Below are 17,031 nucleotides of genomic sequence, written 5' to 3'. Positions count from 1 at the left end.
CGGGGGCGGCACTCCGCCGCCCCCGGGCCTTCTCGCCTCCGAAAGTTTCGCCATGACCGACCCGAATGCCGCTTTTGCGGCCCTGCATGCTGCGGCCGATGCCGCCGCCGGGGCCCGGCTTTTCACCGTGACCGTGCTGGACCGCAAGGCGGGGCTGGCGCGTCGGGCCTATACTTCGCACCCCGACGCCTATCCGGCGACCGGCACCAAGCCCATGCGCTCGGATGCCTGGTCGGTGCAGGTGATCGACGGCGGGCGCAGCTTTGTGGCCAATTCCACGCCGGAGTTTGCGATCTACTTTTCCGATCACGCGCTCATCAACGCGCTGGGGTGCGAATCCGCCCTGAACATCCCGGTGTCGGACGGAACGCAGGTTGTGGGCACGGTGAACGTGCTGGACGCGGCCGGCCATTTCACCCCCGAACGCGTCGCGGTGCTGGAGCGTCTGGTGGCCGAACATCGCCCGGCGTTGCTGGCGGCGATGGCGCAAGTGCCGATGGAGAACCCGGCATGACCCGGCTCGACCGCCTGAGGGCGCGGATGCAGGCCACCGGAACCGGCCTGGTCGCGCTGGCACCCGGTGCGCACATGCAATGGTTGCTGGGCTTTGCCCCGCACCCCGACGAACGCGCCTGCCTGCTGCTGGTCGGCCCGGACAAGGCCGGGTTCGTCATGCCGGGGCTGAACGCCGCCGATGCGCGCCAGCACACCGACCTGCCGTTCTGGGACTGGACCGATGCGACCGGCCCGGCCGCCGCGCTGGAGGCCGCCTTGCAGGCGGTCGCCCCCAACCCGCGCCGCGTCAGCCTGGACGAGGCGATGCGCGCCGACCATGCGCTGCTGCTGCTCGACAGCCTGCCCAACGTGGCGCGGGGCTTTGCCAGCGAAACCCTGGGCGCCCTTCGCATGGTCAAGGATGCCGCAGAACTGGCCGCGCTGGCCGAAAACGCGCGCATCGCCGACCTTGCCCAAATCGCGGTGCGCGCCGCGATCCGGCCGGGGATGACCGAAACCGACCTGGCCGATGCCGCCCGCGCCGCCTTTGCCGCGCATGGCGCGCGCTGCGAATTCGCCATCGTGGGCGCCGGGGCCAATTCGGCCTTTCCGCATCACCACACCGGGGACACGGTGCTGAAGCCCGGCGATGTGCTGGTCGTCGACATCGGCGGCCGCAAGGGCGGGTATTACTCCGACATCACCCGCATGGCGGCGGTGGGCCACCTGCCCGAAGGCTATGCCGAGGTGCATGCCGTGGTCGATGCGGCGGTGCAGGCGGCGCTGGCGGCGATCCGCCCCGGGGTGCCGGCCCATGCGGTAGACGACGCGGCGCGCGGCGTGATTGCGGCGGCAGGCTATGGCGCGTTCTTCACCCATCGCACGGGGCACGGGCTGGGGTCGGAGGTTCACGAGCCCCCCTACATGACCGCCACCAACCCCTTGCTGCTGGAAGAAGGCATGGTCTTTACCGTGGAACCCGGCATCTACCTGCCCGGCCGCTTCGGCATCCGGCTGGAGGAAGTCGCCGTTGTCACCGCCGATGGTTGTCGCATCCTGTCGGGGCTGTCGCGCGACGTGCACGTGGCGTCCTGAAACCGCACAACGGGTTGAAGGGGCTAACCCTTCAACCCGAGCTCGGCGATCATCGCATCGCGCATGACGAATTTCTGCGGCTTGCCCGTGGCCGTCAGCGGCATTTCGGCGACAAACCGGATGTAGCGCGGCACCTTGTAATGCGCGATGCGGCCCTTGCACCAGTCGCGCAAGGCTTCGGCCGTCAGCGCCGCGCCGGGCCGCAGGATGACCCAGGCGGCGACCTCCTCGCCGTATTTCGGGTCGGGCAGGCCGAAAACCTGCACCTGCTGGATGGCCGGATGGGCCGAAAGGAACTCCTCCACCTCGGCCGGATACACGTTTTCGCCGCCGCGGATCAGCATGTCCTTGGACCGGCCGACGATGCGGCAATAGCCCTGGGCGTCGATGGTGGCCAGATCGCCGGTATACATCCAGCCGTCGCGGATGGATTCGGCGGTGCGCTCGGGGTCGTTCCAGTAGCCTTTCATCACCAGATAGCCGCGGGTCACCAGCTCGCCGGTGGCGCCGATGGGCAGGGTGCGGCCCCGGTCATCGACGATGCGCACCTCGGCATGGGGCTGGATGCGCCCGACGGTGGAAACCCGCACGGAAACCGGGTCGTCCACCGCGGATTGAAAGCTGATCGGGCTGGTTTCCGTCATGCCGTAACCGATGGTGATCTGGCGGCAGTGCATGTCGGCCATGACCCGGCGCATCAGCGGTTCTGGGCAGGGGGCGCCGGCCATGATGCCGGTGCGCAAGGACCGCAGGTCGTATCGGGCGAAATCGGGATGGTCCAGCATGGCCGAGAACATGGTGGGCACGCCATGCACCGCGGCGCAACCTTCGGCCGCGATGGCCGCCAGCGTTTCGCCGGCATCGAAGCCTTCGCCCGGGATCACCATCCTGGCACCATAGGAACAGGCGGCCAGGTTGCCCAGCACCATGCCGAAGCAATGATAGAACGGCACCGGAATGCACAGCCCTTCGCCCGGTTGCAGCCGCATGGCGCGGGCGGTGGAAATGGCGTTGTTGACGATGTTGCGGTGGCTCAGCGTGGCGCCTTTCGGCGCGCCGGTGGTGCCGGAGGTGAACTGGATGTTGATCGCATCGTCGGGTTTCAGCCCGGCCGAAATTGCATCCAGCCGCGAGCGCGGTGCCTTGCCGCCGCGGTCCATCACCTCGGCAAAGCCATAGGCGCCCGGGCGCGGGTTCGGGCCAAGCTGCACGACGCGGCGCAGGTCGGGCAGGCGCCTGGCGTGCAAACGCCCCGGCACGGCCCCGGCCAGTTCCGGCGCAAGCTCGGCCAGCATCCCGAGGTAGTCCGATGTCTTGAACTGCGGGGCAAGCAACAGCGTGGATACGCCGACCTTGTTCAAGGCATATTCCAGCTCTGCCACCCGGTATGCCGGGTTTATGTTCACCAGGATCGCGCCGATCCGGGCGGTGGCGAACTGTGCCAGCAGCCATTCGGGGCGGTTCGGCGCCCAGATGCCCACCCGGTCGCCCTTGTAAACCCCGATCGAAAGCAGCCCCGCGGCCAGCCGGTCGGCCAGACGGGCGAAGTCCTCATAGCTCCAGCGGTCGCCGGTGGCGCGGAACACGGCCGCCGTGCGGGGGCCGTGGCGGCGCACGACCTCGGCCAGAAAGGCGGGGATCGTGGCCTCCAGCAGCGGGCGGGAGGTCGCGCCTGCCACATGCGACAGGCCGTTTTGCGGCACGATGCCGGGTCGGTCGGTCAGGCGCGCGGCCATTACATGCGCCGCCAGTCGCCGGCCTGTTCAAAGGCGCCGGCCGCGCGGTAGATCGTGCTTTCCTCGTAACGGCGCCCCACCAGTTGCAGGCCCACGGGCAACCCTTGCGACATGCCGCAGGGAATGGACATGGCCGGGTGGCCGGTCACGTCGAAGGGGGCGGTGTTGGGCAGCATCTCGAAGGCGCGCTGGCACCACAACGCCAGCGAGGCATCGGGCGGCGGCAAGGGCGTGGATTTCATCGGCGTCGTCGGCATCAGCAGCAGGTCATAGGACGCCAGCATGCGGTTGTACTGTTCGCGCAACTGCCGCGCCAGGTTCTGCGCCTTGGCGTAATAGCGCCCGCGGGTGTGCTTGAGGTGATACTGGCCGACCAGCATGGAAATCTTCAGCGTGTCGGAAAGTTCGTCCGCCCGGCTGCGCCAGTTGGAGTGATAGTCGAGCAGCGAGGTGGTATAGAGCCCTTCCCACCCGGTGCCCATGCCGTTGCCGATCATCATCTGGTTGGTCAGGCCTTCCAGCCCGATCGGGGTCCAGATCGCCAGCCCGTGCAGGTGCCAGGGGATCGAAACCTCGTCCACCGTGGCCCCCAGCTTGCGGAACAGCTCGGCCCCGGCGCGCACCTTGGCATCGACATCGGGTTCGGACCCGGCATGGCCGAACCCCTCCTTCAGCACGCCGATGCGCAGGCCCGATACGCCGCGGTTGACGGCAGCGGTGTAGCGGTCGGTGCGCACGTCGTATTGCCGGGGGTCGAGGCCATCGGCACCGGCGATCACCTCCAGCATCAGGGCGTTGTCCATGACATTCGCCGTCATCGGCCCGGCATGGTCGATGGTCGTCTCGATGGGCATGATGCCGGAATAGGGCACAAGGCCGTGGGTCGGCTTCATGCCGTAGATGCCGCACCAGCTGGCCGGCATGCGGATCGACCCGCCCTGATCGCCGCCGATGGCCATGTCCACCAGCCCCGCACCGACCAGCGCCGCCGAGCCCGAGGATGACCCGCCAGCGGAATACCCGTGCCGGTGCGGGTTGTGCACCGGGCCGGTCGCATTGGTGTGGCTGCCGCCCGAAAGGCAGAAGTATTCGCAATGCGCCTTGCCTGTGATGGTGGCGCCGGCATCCAGCAGGCGCGTGACCACGGTAGCGTCGATGTCGGGCACATAGCCTTTCAGCGTCGAGGCGCCGTTCATCATCGGCACGCCGGCCAGGCACACGTTGTCCTTCAGCGCCACGGAGCGGCCCAACAGCGGCCCGCGCGGTGCGCCGCGGATTTCGGTCTTCACATACCAGGCGTTCATCGGGTTGTCTTCCGGCAAGGGCCGGATGCCCGAGGTGCGCGGATACAGCACCGGGGGCAGGTAATCGGGCAGGGCATCCACCACGTCGTAGGCGTCCAGCGTGCCCTGCATCACGTCGAGGAATTCCTGGATGCGGGCGTCGGACATGTTCATGCCCAGCTCGGCGACGATGGCCTTCATCTGGGCATGGGTCGGGCGCTGGACGGTCATGTAGGACATCCTTTCCTGAAGCGGGGCCGAGGCGCTGCCCTTGGCGGGCGCCTGCGGGCGGGATGGGCCGGCGGCCTTGGCGGGCGCGGCCCCGTGGGTGGCGGCAACGGCGGCGGCGGCCGCACCGCTGGCGGGGCGGCGTGCCGCGGCGCTGGCACCAAGGCCGGTAAACTCCTCGATCAGGGCGGGGTCGGCGGCGTCGGAGCCCGCAACCTCGCCCACGATCACGCCTTTCTGGATCAGCAGCACCCGGTCCGACAGTGCGGTGATGAAATCGAGACTCTGTTCCACCAGCACGATGGCCAGCCCTTCGCGGCGGTTCAGGGCCTTCAGCGTCTCGATGATCTCGTCGATGATCGAGGGCTGGATGCCTTCGGTCGGTTCATCCAGCAGGATCAGGTCGGGCTGCGCGATCAGGCAGCGCGCCAGCGCCAGCAACTGCTGTTCGCCCCCCGACAGCGCGCCGCCGTCGCGGTCAAGCAGACGCACGAGGCGCGGAAAGTCGCCCAGCACGCGGTCGATGGCGGCGTCCTCGTCCATGTCATGCGCGGCAACGCCCATGCGCAGGTTGTCGCGCACCGTCAGGTTGGGGAAAATCCCCCGGCCCTGCGGCACATAGCCGATGCCCAACCGCGCCCGCCCCGAGGACCGCACACCGACCAGATCCTGCCCGTCATAGACCATGCTGCCGCCGGTGGCGGGCACGATGCCCATCAGCGTTTTCAGCAGCGTGCTCTTGCCCATGCCGTTATGGCCCAGCACGCCAAGGATCTCGCCTTCGTTCACGTGCAGGTCGATGCCATGCAGCACCGGCACCCGGCCATAGCCCGCCCGCAGGCCGGAGACCTTCAGCAGCACGCTCATGCCCGGTGCCCCAGATAGATTTCGCGCGCCCGCTTGTCGGCGGAAATCGCGTCCATCGTGTCCTCCATCAGGATGCGGCCTTCGTGGAACAGCGTCACCTTGCGGGAAATCATGCGGATGAACTGCATGTCGTGTTCCACCACGATCAGGGCCGCGGTCTTGTTGATCTCCTCGATCAGCTCGGCGGTGCGAAAGGTTTCCTCGTGCGTCATGCCGGCGGCGGGTTCATCCAGCAGCACCAGCCAGGGTTCGGCCGCCACCACCATGCCAAGCTCCACCCATTGCCGCTGGCCATGCGCCAGCCGCCCCACCAGCTTGCGCCGGATGTCGCCCAGGCGCAGGCGCTCGATGGTTTCGGCGGTCAGGCTGCGGGCGCGCGCCTCGCCATGCCAGCGGCGGGCCGAAAGCCAGATGTTTTCGTCCACCGTCAGCCCGTCGAACACGTTGGGAACCTGGGTCTTGATCCCGATGCCAAGGCTGGCGATCTGGTGGCTTTCCCAGCCCGTCACGTTCTGCCCGCGCACCAGAACCTCGCCCGAAGTGGGCACAAGCTGCCCCGTCAGGCACTTGAAGAAGGTGGATTTGCCCGCGCCGTTCGGCCCGATCAGGCAGCGCAACTCCTTGTCGAACAAGGTGAAGTTCACCCCTTCGACGGCGCGCACCCCGCCGAAGTGCATGCACAGGTCGCGCGTTTCGACGACGGTTTCGCCGCGGTTGCGGGTCATGCCCGGTCCTCCGGCTGGCTGCGGCGGCGGCGCTGGCGCACCGGCGCGCCCTTGCGCCGGCCCTGCACCCAATCGGCCACCGTGGGCGCCACGCCGCGCGGCACCAGCAGCACGAAGACGATCAGGATGATGCCGAGCACGAGGTTGTTGTTCAGCACCGACTGCCCCCCGAGCGCGCTGGTCAGGTAGAACAGCGCAAAGGTGGCCCCGATCGGCCCGATCAGCGTCCCGCGCCCGCCGACGATCACCCAGATGATCGTGAGCGCCGCGTTGAACAGGCTGAACACGTCGGGCGTGACCCGACCGACCCCGTTTGCGAACAGCACGCCGCCGATGGCGGCAATGCCGGCGCCGATGGTGAAGATGCCCAGCTTGTAGGCGCGCGCGTCATAGCCCAGCAGCTCGGCCCGCACCTCGTTTTCGCGGATGGCGGCGCAGACCCGGCCGAAACGCGTGTGCATGAGCCAGGCCGCAAACAGATAGCACAGGATCAGCGCGGCCATCGCCACGTAGAACACCTGTTCGGGAAAGAGGAAGGCGCGCGCATCCCACGGCAGGTTCAAGGGCGGCGCCGTGACCCCGTTGAAGCCGCCCAGCAGCGCCTTGCCGATCTTGTATTCCGGGCCCGAGGTGCGGCGGATCAGCGAAAACAGGATCAGCGTCACCGTCAGCGTGATGACGCCCAGATACACGTCCGACACGCGACCGTAAAAGATGAAATACCCCAGCGCCGCCGCAAAGGCCGAGGTCAGCACGACCGCCAGCAGGATGGCCCAGGTCGACCCGCCGAAGTTGATCGCCGAGATGGTGTAGACATAGGCCCCCAGCCCGAAGAACGCGACCTGGCCAAAGCACAGGATCCCGCCGTGCCCCCAGATCAGCGCAAGGCTGAGTGCCAGAACCGCCAGCGCGATGGCCGTGGTCAGGTTGATGATGGTGAACAGCGCCAGCACCTGCGGTGCCGCCACCATGAACACCACCCCGATCAGCGCCCATGCCAGCGCGGGGCGCATCTGGCGCCAGCTCTCCGCGCTCATAGCGATTTCCGAAAGAAGCGGCCGGTGATGCCGCGCGGCATCAGGCGCAACAGCACGATGGCGGTCAGCAGCAAGGCAACCTCGCCGAAGGTCGGGCCGGACAGAAAGGTGACAATGCCGTTGATGCCGCCCAGCAGCACCGAGCCTGCCGCCGTGCCTGCCAGAATCGCCGCGCCACCGGAAATCACCGTGATGAAGGCCTTGGCGATGTAGGTGGCCCCGATCGTGGGCAACACGCCGGTCACCGGCGCCAGCAACCCGCCGGCCAGCCCCGTGACCGCGGCGCCGAGGCCGAAGGTGACCATGTAGATGCGATTGGTCGAGACCCCCAGCGCCGAAGCCATCTGCGCGTTCTGCATCGTGCCGCGTGCCAGCAGCCCCAGCCGGGTAAAGCGCAGCGTCGCCCAGACCGCCAGCAGCAGCACCGCCGTCACGCAGATCAGGAACATCTCGTAGCCCGAAACGGAATAGTCCCCGATCCGAACCACGCCCAGGGGCGGCGCGATGGTGCTGGCGGTGGAGGCGCCGAACACCGATGTCACGATCCCGATCAGCAGCAGCGACAGGCCCCAGGTCGCCAGCAGGGTGTCAACCATCCGGCCGTAAAGCCAGCGGATCAGCAGCCGTTCGACCACCACGCCGACGATTCCCACCACCAGAGGCGCCAGAACCAGCATCGCCAGCCAGATGTTGACCCCGGCGTTGGTGGAAACCACCACGGTATAGCCCCCCAGCATCAGGAATTCGCCATGGGCCAGGTTGATGACCCGCATCATGCCGAAGATGATCGCAAGGCCGAGGCTGATGAGCGCGAGATGCGCGATGCCGTAGAGCAGTTGCAGTCCGATGGCGATGACTAGGTCCAAGACGGCCTCCGGGCAGGCGGATCGGTCAGGCCGGGGACAAGGCCCCCGGCCCGGGGTTCACGAAGGCCGGATCACTTGATCCCGGCGGCAGCCAGACCGTTTTCGAAATAGAAGGTCGCCTGATCGGGGTTGGCCACCAGGTCGCAGACCAGCTGGGTATCGCTGGGGGGCTGCGCCTCGTGCGTTTCGATGATGTTGAACTTCTGGTCCTGCAACTCGGCCAGATAGACGTTCTGGATGCAGTGATGCGTCTTCGGGTCCACGGTCAGGGGGCCGGTGGGGCCGTCATAGGTCAGCCCGGTGCGCAACGCCTCGATCACCGGGTCGCGGTCGGCGGTGCCGGCGGCCTTCACCGCCTCGGCCCACAGCATGACGCCTTCGTAGGACCGCACGGCCAGCTCGTTCAGCCCGGGACGCTTGTCGCCCATGCTGGCGGTCAGCCGTGCCAGGATGTCGGCGTTCTTCGCCGTGGGCACCGATTCGAAGTAGGAATAGGATGCCACCAGCCCGTTGCCTTCGGCCGCCGAGATCAGCATGTTCTCGTTGCCGACGCCGAAGGTCGTCGACGCCATCGGGATCGAGGATTTCAGCCCCGCCGCCGCATACTGGCGGTAGAAGGAAACGTGCGCTCCCCCGACCAGCGCCGAGAACACGAAATCCGGTTTCGCCTGCTGGATCTTGGTGATGGTCGGGCCGAAGTTCGTGACGTCCAGCGGGAAGAATTCCACCGCCAGCGTCTCGCCGCCCGCGTCGGCCACGAACTTCTGCATCCACTGCGCGATGATCTGGCCGTAGTTGTAGTCGGCCGCGACGATGTAGGCCTTCTTGCCCCACTTTTTCATCACATAGGGCACGACCTTGGCCACCGTCTGCGCCGGCGTCGTGCCGGTGCAGAAGCAGTTGTAGTCGCAGACGCCGCCTTCGTACTGGGTGTTGTAGAAATACAGCGTCTTGAACCGCCCCAGCGTCGGGCGGATCGCCTCGCGGCTGGCCGAGGTGATGCCGCCGTGCACGGCGGCCACCCGCTCGCCCGCGGCGGCTTCGGTGGCGTATTGGGTGTAAAGCTGGATCGAGGATTGCGCGTCATAGGTCTTGAGCTCGACCTTGCGGCCCAGCAGGCCACCCGCGGCGTTGATGTCATCCACCGCAAGGCGGGTCATCACGTCCATCGGGGCACCGTAGATATCGAGCCCGCCCGAAAGGTCGAGGATCGAGGCAATCTTGATCGTCGCATCCTGCGCGCGCCCCATCAGGGCGGGCGAGGCCAGGGCAAAGGCCGAAGTGCCGACGACGAACTGTCTGCGGGATAGTGCCATTTCCATATCTCCTGTCTGGGGTTGGTGCCGGGGCGATGCGTAGCCCTAGGCCTTTTCAGCGGGCTTGTCGCCCTTGTCGTCGGCGCCGCGCGCGACACCGCGGCGGTCCAGCTGCGCGGCCAGGCCACGCACGCCGTCGCCGATGTTCATCCCCACTTCCTCGCCCAGCCGCTGAACGGCCGGAAGCTGCAGCGCCATCGACAGCACGCCATCGACGACCTGATTCACGGTGCTGCCGCCGCCTTCTGCCGTGCCGCCGCCGCCCGAGGCGCCGCCGATGCCCGTGATCTGGTTGATGCGGATGCTTTCGATCTTTTCGGCCGGCTTCAGCAGGCGTTCCACCACGTCGGGCAAGGCCTTGAGCCGCGCCTCATCCAGTTTCATCGCCATCAGTTCCGGCGACTGGGCGTTTTCGGCGGCGATCACCGCGGCGCGCCCTTCGGCCTCGGCCAGCAGGCGCTTTCGTTGCGCTTCGGCCCGCTCCAGCGTCGCGCGGGCTTCGGCTTCGGCCATCGACAGCAGGGTGCCGACCTCGGACTTCACGCGCGTATCGTCCACCTCGGCCTGTTCGGCAGCGCGGATCAGGGCCAATGCCTTTTCCCTTTCGGCCGCGGCCTGTTCGCGGATGGTGCGCACGCGTTCTTCGGCCTCGGCCTCGGCGGCCTTCGCGGCGATGGCGGCGGCTTCGGCCTGGGCTTCCTCGGCGCGCTTGGCCGCGAGCTGAACGGTATTTTCGGATTTCGCCAGCGCGGTTGCCAGATCGGCGGCCAGCGCTTGCCGGCGCAGTTCGCGGTCTTTCTCGATCTCGGTCAGGCGCACCTCGCGTTCGCGCGCGATGCGCGCGGCCTCGCGCCGCTTTTCGCTGGCGGCCTGTTCCTCGGCCGTTTCGGCGATCGACCGCGAGCGCGCGATCTCGATCTCGCGCTGCTGGACGATCATCGCCTCTTCTTCCTCGCGGCTGATCGTCAGCTTGCGCTTGGTGGCGTCGAGCTGGCTTTGCCGCACGGCCACTTCGGCATCCGCCTCGATCGCGGCGCGTTCCTTCTTGTTCACGGCGATGATTTCGGCCAGGCGCCGCATCCCCAGCGCGTTGAAGGCGTTGTTTTCGTCCAGCGCATGAAACGGGGTCTGGTCGATGCGTGTCAGCGACACCGATTCCAGCATCAACCCGTTCTGCGCCAGGTTGTCGCGCAGCGCATCCGAGACTTCGCGGGCAAAGGCGCCGCGGTTGTCCTGCAATTCGTCCATCGTGTAGCGGGCGGCAACCGACAGCATCGCGTCCACAAGCTTGCCTTCCAGCGTTTCGGCCAGTTCGGCGGCGCGAAACGACTTGCCGGCCAGCGCCTGCGCGGCCGTTGCAACGCCTTCGCGGCTGGCGATCACGCGCACGTAGAATTCTGCGGCCACATCGACGCGCAGACGATCCCGCGTGATGATCGACTTCGGGCCCAGACGCTCGATTTCCAGCCGGGTGGTGCGCATGTTCACCTCGGCCACCTTGTGCAGGAAGGGCAAGGCGATGCAGCCGCCATCCAGGACGATCCGCTGCCCCCCCGCCCCGGTGCGCACCACGCTGACCTCGCGCGAGGCCTTGCGGTAATAGCGGTTGAGAAACAGGATCACCAGAACGGCGACGACAAGAACGACAACGGCGGTGACGAACCAGGTCATGGGTGGCCCTCGGTCGGTGGACATGTGCCGCGGTTACGGCGGTCGGCTACTCGAACGCGCTGAGGTGCAGGCTAAGGAGCGGGGAAAATCTTTGTCAATCAGACTGTTGCGTTTCGATAGGCGAAAATGCCTGCCGCATGCGGCGACACTGTGCGCAAGTCGATGTTTTGACTGAAAAATACTTGTTCGGCCTTGCGGCGATGCCACGGCAAGGCGTCGCGGTTCGGTTGCCGCAAGGGCAACTTGAGGTTGGGCCTCGGTGCGGCTTGACTATTTTTTAGGCAAAAGCTTGACTGTCAAGCAGATCGGGGCGGCGCAAACCTCTGTGCCGCCCCGATTCACCACGCGCGTGCGGGCCCGCTTGCCCTAGCCTTGCAGGGTGCGGACGCCGTAGCCTTCGCTGCGGGCCTTCATTGCGGCCACGGCGGCAATGGCGCCGGCGGCGGTGGTGAAATAGGGGATCTTGTCCATCAGCGCGACGCGGCGGATATCGCGGCTGTCGTTGATGGATTGCGCGCCCTCGGTCGTGTTCATCACCAGCGCGATGTCGCCGTTTTTCAGCGCATCGACGATGTTGGGGCGTCCTTCGTAGACCTTGTTGATCGGCACGGCCCGGATTCCGCGCGCGGCAAGCCAGTCGGCCGTGCCCTTGGTCGCGGTCAGTTCGAACCCCATCGCCGAAAGGTCGCGGACAGCATCGGCCAGGGCGTCGGACTTGTCGGCATCCTTGACCGAGACGAACACGCGGCCAGCGGTCGGCAGATGCGTGCCCGCGCCCATCTGCGCCTTGAGGAAGGCCAGCGCAAAGGTGCGGTCCCAGCCCATGACCTCGCCGGTCGATCGCATTTCGGGGCCCAGCAGCGGGTCCACGCCCGGGAAACGGGCAAAGGGCAGCACGGCCTCCTTGACGCTGAACCAGGGGGTGTGCGGGTCGGCCAGCGTCAGCGGGTCGGCCAGCGGCAAGGGCGTGTCGGGGCCGACGCCGGCAGGGTAGGGGGCCCGCATCGGGAAGGCCGAAAGCTTTTCGCCCGCCATCAGCCGGGCGGCGATGCTGGCGATGGCGCTGTCGGTGGCCTTGGCCACGAAAGGCACGGTGCGGCTGGCGCGGGGGTTCACCTCCAGCACGTAGATCGTGCCGTTCTTGATGGCGAACTGCACGTTCATCAGGCCCACAACGTTCAGCGCCTTGGCCATCAGCACGGTCTGGCGCTTCAGCTCCTCGACCGTCGCCGCATCGAGGCTGTGCGGCGGCAGGCAGCAGGCGCTGTCGCCGGAATGCACGCCCGCTTCCTCGATATGTTCCATGATGCCCGCGACATGCACCTGTTCGCCGTCGCACAGCGCGTCCACATCCACTTCGATCGCGCCCGACAGGTAGCTGTCCAGCAGCACCGGGTTCTTGCCCGACACCTGCACCGCATCGCGGATATAGCGTTCCAGACCGGCATCGTCGCGGATGATTTCCATCGCGCGGCCGCCCAGCACGAAGCTGGGGCGGATCACCAGCGGGTAGCCCACCTCGGCCGCGACGGCAAAGGCTTCGTCCCGGCTGCGGGCGGTGCCGTTCACCGGCTGGCGCAGGCCCAGGTCGTGCAGCAGTTTCTGGAACCGCTCGCGGTCCTCGGCCAGGTCGATGGCGTCGGGGGTGGTGCCCAGAATCGGGATGCCTTCCTCGTGCAGCGCGTTGGCCAGCTTCAGCGGCGTCTGCCCGCCATACTGCACGATCACCCCGTGCAGCGTGCCCTTCGACTGTTCCACCCGCAGGATTTCCAGCACGTGTTCCAGCGTCAGCGGCTCGAAATACAGCCGGTCCGAGGTGTCGTAGTCGGTGGACACGGTTTCGGGGTTGCAGTTGATCATGATGGTTTCATAGCCCGCCGCCGTCAGCGCATAGCAGGCATGGACGCAGCAGTAATCGAACTCGATCCCCTGGCCGATCCGGTTGGGGCCGCCGCCGAGGATCACCACCTTTTTCGCGCTGCTCGGGCGGGCTTCGCATTCCACGTCGCCCATCGCCGGGGCCTCGTAGGTGGAATACATGTAGGGGGTCTGCGCCTCGAACTCGGCGCCGCAGGTGTCGATGCGCTTGAAAACGGCGGTCACGCCCAGATTGCGGCGGGCGCGGCGGACCTGGCCTTCGTCGCGGCCGGTCAGTTTTGCCAGGCGCGCGTCGGTAAAGCCCATCATCTTCAGCCTCCGCAGCCCGGCTTCGGTCACCGGCAGGCCGTTCCTGCGGACCTCGGCCTCGGTGTCGATGATTTCGCGGATGCGGGCCAGGAACCACGGGTCGAAGGCGGTGATCGCCTGGATGTCGTCGTTGGAAAACCCATAGCGCATCGCCTGGGCGATGACCCGCAGCCGGTCGGGGGTGGCTTCGGACAGCGCCTTGGAAATTGCGGCGCGGTCGGGGGCGCCCGGGATGGCGATTTCGTCAAAGCCGGTCAGGCCGGTTTCCAGGCTGGCCAGCGCCTTCTGCAGCGATTCGTGGATGGTGCGGCCGATGGCCATCGCCTCGCCCACCGATTTCATCGCGGTCGTCAGGTTCGGGACCGACCCGGGGAACTTCTCGAAGGCAAAGCGCGGGATCTTGGTCACGACATAGTCGATGGTCGGCTCGAAGCTGGCGGGCGTGACCTTGGTGATGTCGTTGTCCAGCTCGTCCAGCGTGTAACCCACGGCCAGTTTCGCCGCGATCTTGGCAATGGGGAAGCCGGTGGCCTTGGATGCCAGCGCGGACGAGCGCGACACCCGCGGGTTCATCTCGATCACCACCATGCGGCCATCGCGCGGGTTGATCGCCCATTGCACGTTGGATCCGCCGGTTTCCACCCCGATCTCGCGCAGCACGGCGATGGAGCCGTTGCGCATGATCTGGTATTCCTTGTCGGTCAGCGTCAGGGCCGGGGCAACGGTGATGCTGTCGCCGGTATGCACGCCCATCGGATCGACGTTTTCGATGGAACAGACGATGATGGCGTTGTCGGCGCGGTCGCGCACCACCTCCATCTCGTATTCCTTCCAGCCCAACAGCGATTCGTCGACCAGCACCTGCGCCATGGGGCTGGCCTCCAGCCCCGATTTGACGATGGCTTCGTAGTCGTCGCGGTTGTAGGCGACGCCGCCGCCGGTGCCGCCCAGCGTGAAGGCGGGGCGGATGATGGCGGGCAGGCCCACGTAATCCAGCGCGGCAACGGCCTCGCGCACGCCGGCGGCGATGTCGTACTTGCCGTTCGGCAGTTTCGGGGCGGCGATGATGGTGGCCTTGGGGTTTTCCAGGCCGATGCGCTCCATCGCCTCGCGGAACAGCTTGCGATCTTCGGCCATCTCGATGGCCTTGCGGTTGGCGCCGATCAGCTCCACCCCGAACTTTTCCAGCACGCCCATGTCCGCCAGCGCCAGGCTGGTGTTCAGGCCGGTCTGGCCGCCCATCGTGGGCAGCAGGGCATCGGGGCGCTCTATCTCGATGATCTTGGCGACGACCTCGGGGGTGATGGGCTCGATGTAGGTGGCGTCGGCAAGCCCCGGGTCGGTCATGATCGTGGCCGGGTTGGAGTTGACGAGGATGACGCGGTAGCCTTCCTCCTTCAGCGCCTTGCACGCCTGCGCGCCGGAATAGTCGAACTCGCAGGCCTGGCCGATCACGATGGGACCGGCACCGATGATCATGATCGAGGAGATATCGGTTCTTTTCGGCATGACGGACCCCTTGCGCAAATTGTCCGGCGTTATAGCTACCGCGCCCCCACGTGCAAGCCTGTTCGGTGGCGCAAAAGGCGGATTGCGTGTCGGACATGGCTCGGCAGCGCGGGGTGGGTGTGATAGGCGGCTCGGGGCAGGCGCGAGGGGGCGGCATGAGCGACGGGTGGGTGTTGGTCGAGGATGGGCCGGGCGGGGAACCGGCCGTCTTTGCCGCGCCGCGCCGGGTGGTCGTGGCCTGCAGCCCCGAGGAGGTGGCACCCGCCCTGGCCGCACTGGATGCGGCGCGCGCGGCCGGGCTTTGGGTTGCCGGCTGGATCGGTTACGAGGCGGGGCACGTGCTGGAGCCACGTCTGCGGCCGGGGTTTCGCGCGCCCGAAGGCCCGCTGCTGGCCTTTGGCCTGTTCGATCGCCCGCTGCCGGCGGCGGGGTGGCTGGAGGGCGCCGCTGCAGGCAACCTGACCCGGCCGGAACCGATGGTCACCCGCGCGCAGTATCAGGCGGCCTTCGACCGCGTGGCCGCCTATATCGCCGCAGGCGACATCTATCAGGTCAACCTGACCTTCCCGATGGCGGCGCGCTGGTCGGGCGATGCCCGCGGGCTTTACGCCGCGCTGCGCGCCCGGCAATCGGTGCCGCATGGCGGCATGGCCGATCTGGGCGAAGGGCCGGTGGTCTTGTCGCGGTCGCCGGAACTGTTCCTGCGGGTGGCGGGCGATGCCGTGGAAACCCGCCCGATGAAGGGCACCGCGCCGCGCGACCCCGACCCGCAGCGCGATGCCGCGCTGGCCCAGGCGCTGCGCGACAGCGACAAGGGGCAGGCGGAAAACCTGATGATCGTCGATCTTTTGCGCAACGACCTCAGCCGGGTCTGCGCGGTCGGGTCGGTGCGGGTGCCGGCGCTGTTCCATGTGCAAAGCTATGCCACGGTGCATCAGATGATTTCCCGGGTGGTCGGGCGCCTGCGGCCGGGGCAAGGCGGCATGGCGCCGCTGATGGCGGCGCTGTTTCCCTGCGGCTCGGTGACCGGGGCGCCCAAGATCCGCGCGATGGAAATCATCCGCGAGGTCGAGCCTCTCCCGCGGGGGGCCTATTGCGGCGCCCTGGGCTGGATGGCCCCCGGCGGGGATGCCAGCTTCAACGTCACCATCCGCACGGTCAGCCTGTTTCCCGACGGGCGCGCGGTGCTGAACGTCGGTGGCGGCGTGGTGGCCGATTCGACCGCCGCTGGCGAATGGGAGGAGGCGCTGTGGAAAGCCCGTTTCGCCACCTTGACCTGAGCGGCGTGGCGCTGATCGAGACGTTGCTGTGGGATGGTGCGGCCTTTCCGTTGCTGCGCCGGCATCTGGCGCGGCACGCGGCGGGGCGGGCGGGTTTTGGCTGGGCGCCGCTGGACCCTGTGCCATTGCTGCAAGCGGTCGTGGCGCCGGGGCAGGCGCAGCGGGTGCGGCTGCTGTCGGGGCCAGACGGCGCCACGGTGACGGTGGCCCCCCTGCCGCCGGCCACGGCCGCCTGGCGCATCCGGTTGGCAGCGGTGCGGCTCGACCCTGCCGATCCGTGGTTGCGCGTCAAATCCACCCGCCGCGCCCGCTATGATGCCGACCGCGCCGTGCTGCCCCAAGGCGTGGACGAACTGATCTATGCCAACACCCGCGACGAGCTTTGCGAAGGCACGATCACCAACCTTTTCTTCGATGCCGGGCAGGGGCTATGCACCCCGCCCCTGTCCTGTGGTTGCCTGCCCGGCTGTCTGCGGGCCGAACTGCTGGCGACGGGCGCCTGCCGCGAGGCGGTGCTGAAGGTGTCCGACCTGCCCCATGTCCGGCTCTGGGTCGGCAATGCCCTGCGGGGGCTGATGCCGGCGCATCCGGCCTGAGCCCGCGCCGGCCGCGTGCCCTAGCAGGCTGCTGAAGAAGTCAGCCCTCGACCCGGAGTTAGGAACATGTTTCACCCTTTGCACGACAACGGTGGGGGTGATGATGCGCGGGACGGACGAGGCGAGCGGGTCGCTGTTCA

Annotated in this window: 12 protein-coding genes; 4 read left to right on the top strand and 8 right to left on the bottom strand. The window is 67.6% G+C overall.

The window, feature by feature from the left end; genetic code table 11:
* The first annotated feature begins 52 nt into the window (after positions 1-52).
* Positions 53-514, top strand: a complete 462-nt coding sequence (locus ACK4S2_RS08770) for a GAF domain-containing protein (RefSeq protein ID WP_409623077.1) — start codon at positions 53-55, stop codon at positions 512-514.
* Entirely contained in the window at positions 511-1,590 is a 1,080-nt protein-coding gene (locus tag ACK4S2_RS08765) for a M24 family metallopeptidase (RefSeq protein ID WP_409623074.1), read from the top strand. The genes ACK4S2_RS08770 and ACK4S2_RS08765 overlap by 4 nt, the downstream gene beginning before the upstream one ends.
* A gap of 23 nt (positions 1,591-1,613) precedes the next feature.
* Here the strand turns inward: ACK4S2_RS08765 and ACK4S2_RS08760 are convergent, their stop codons facing one another.
* The 8 genes from ACK4S2_RS08760 to carB all read right to left on the bottom strand — a co-directional run bounded on the left by ACK4S2_RS08760 (position 1,614) and on the right by carB (position 15,015).
* Positions 1,614-3,326 carry an AMP-binding protein gene (locus ACK4S2_RS08760; protein WP_409623071.1) on the bottom strand — a complete coding sequence of 571 codons (1,713 nt, stop codon included), beginning with the start codon at positions 3,324-3,326 and terminating at the stop codon, positions 1,614-1,616.
* Positions 3,326-5,704 (bottom strand): amidase, encoded by a 2,379-nt coding sequence (locus ACK4S2_RS08755; protein WP_409623068.1) that lies wholly within the window; start codon positions 5,702-5,704, stop codon positions 3,326-3,328. The genes ACK4S2_RS08760 and ACK4S2_RS08755 overlap by 1 nt, the downstream gene beginning before the upstream one ends.
* Positions 5,701-6,429 (bottom strand): ATP-binding cassette domain-containing protein, encoded by a 729-nt coding sequence (locus ACK4S2_RS08750; RefSeq protein WP_409623065.1) that lies wholly within the window; start codon positions 6,427-6,429, stop codon positions 5,701-5,703. Before ACK4S2_RS08750 ends, ACK4S2_RS08755 begins: the two co-directional genes overlap by 4 nt.
* Entirely contained in the window at positions 6,426-7,466 is a 1,041-nt protein-coding gene (locus ACK4S2_RS08745; RefSeq protein ID WP_409623062.1) for an ABC transporter permease subunit, read from the bottom strand. Before ACK4S2_RS08745 ends, ACK4S2_RS08750 begins: the two co-directional genes overlap by 4 nt.
* Positions 7,463-8,332 carry a branched-chain amino acid ABC transporter permease gene (locus ACK4S2_RS08740; protein WP_409623059.1) on the bottom strand — a complete coding sequence of 290 codons (870 nt, stop codon included), beginning with the start codon at positions 8,330-8,332 and terminating at the stop codon, positions 7,463-7,465. Before ACK4S2_RS08740 ends, ACK4S2_RS08745 begins: the two co-directional genes overlap by 4 nt.
* 71 nt (positions 8,333-8,403) lie before the next feature.
* The gene (locus tag ACK4S2_RS08735; RefSeq protein ID WP_409623056.1) at positions 8,404-9,648 is read right to left on the bottom strand and encodes an ABC transporter substrate-binding protein; all 1,245 of its coding nucleotides are present in this window, start codon (positions 9,646-9,648) and stop codon (positions 8,404-8,406) included.
* 45 nt (positions 9,649-9,693) lie between these two features.
* A complete protein-coding gene (locus tag ACK4S2_RS08730) occupies positions 9,694-11,319 on the bottom strand; it encodes a flotillin family protein (protein WP_409623053.1) in 1,626 nt (541 codons plus the stop codon).
* 366 nt (positions 11,320-11,685) lie between these two features.
* On the bottom strand, positions 11,686-15,015 hold the full coding sequence (carB, locus tag ACK4S2_RS08725; RefSeq protein ID WP_409623050.1) for a carbamoyl-phosphate synthase large subunit: 3,330 nt from the start codon (positions 15,013-15,015) through the stop codon (positions 11,686-11,688).
* A 155-nt stretch (positions 15,016-15,170) separates the two neighbouring features.
* Between carB and ACK4S2_RS08720 the strand changes: the two genes are divergently transcribed.
* Both ACK4S2_RS08720 and ACK4S2_RS08715 read left to right on the top strand, forming a co-directional pair.
* Positions 15,171-16,295 (top strand): aminodeoxychorismate synthase component I, encoded by a 1,125-nt coding sequence (locus tag ACK4S2_RS08720; RefSeq protein ID WP_409623047.1) that lies wholly within the window; start codon positions 15,171-15,173, stop codon positions 16,293-16,295.
* Positions 16,265-16,891, top strand: coding sequence for an aminotransferase class IV family protein (locus ACK4S2_RS08715; protein WP_409623044.1), 627 nt, complete (start codon positions 16,265-16,267; stop codon positions 16,889-16,891). Before ACK4S2_RS08720 ends, ACK4S2_RS08715 begins: the two co-directional genes overlap by 31 nt.
* Positions 16,892-17,031: the final 140 nt, after the last annotated feature.

The sequence above is a fragment of the Gemmobacter sp. genome (assembly GCF_046292685.1).
Classification (GTDB): domain Bacteria; phylum Pseudomonadota; class Alphaproteobacteria; order Rhodobacterales; family Rhodobacteraceae; genus Wagnerdoeblera.
This window is presented reverse-complemented; position numbering and strand designations above follow the sequence as displayed.

What these genes read in the sequence shown, in the direction of transcription:
- ACK4S2_RS08770 (WP_409623077.1), top strand. Translation starts at nt 53, where the DNA reads ATGACCGACCCGAATGCCGCTTTTGCGGCCCTGCATGCTGCGGCCGAT.
- ACK4S2_RS08765 (WP_409623074.1), top strand. Translation starts at nt 511, where the DNA reads ATGACCCGGCTCGACCGCCTGAGGGCGCGGATGCAGGCCACCGGAACC.
- ACK4S2_RS08760 (WP_409623071.1), bottom strand. Translation starts at nt 3,326, where the DNA reads ATGGCCGCGCGCCTGACCGACCGACCCGGCATCGTGCCGCAAAACGGC.
- ACK4S2_RS08755 (WP_409623068.1), bottom strand. Translation starts at nt 5,704, where the DNA reads ATGAGCGTGCTGCTGAAGGTCTCCGGCCTGCGGGCGGGCTATGGCCGG.
- ACK4S2_RS08750 (WP_409623065.1), bottom strand. Translation starts at nt 6,429, where the DNA reads ATGACCCGCAACCGCGGCGAAACCGTCGTCGAAACGCGCGACCTGTGC.
- ACK4S2_RS08745 (WP_409623062.1), bottom strand. Translation starts at nt 7,466, where the DNA reads ATGAGCGCGGAGAGCTGGCGCCAGATGCGCCCCGCGCTGGCATGGGCG.
- ACK4S2_RS08735 (WP_409623056.1), bottom strand. Translation starts at nt 9,648, where the DNA reads ATGGCACTATCCCGCAGACAGTTCGTCGTCGGCACTTCGGCCTTTGCC.
- ACK4S2_RS08730 (WP_409623053.1), bottom strand. Translation starts at nt 11,319, where the DNA reads ATGACCTGGTTCGTCACCGCCGTTGTCGTTCTTGTCGTCGCCGTTCTG.
- carB (WP_409623050.1), bottom strand. Translation starts at nt 15,015, where the DNA reads ATGCCGAAAAGAACCGATATCTCCTCGATCATGATCATCGGTGCCGGT.
- ACK4S2_RS08720 (WP_409623047.1), top strand. Translation starts at nt 15,171, where the DNA reads ATGAGCGACGGGTGGGTGTTGGTCGAGGATGGGCCGGGCGGGGAACCG.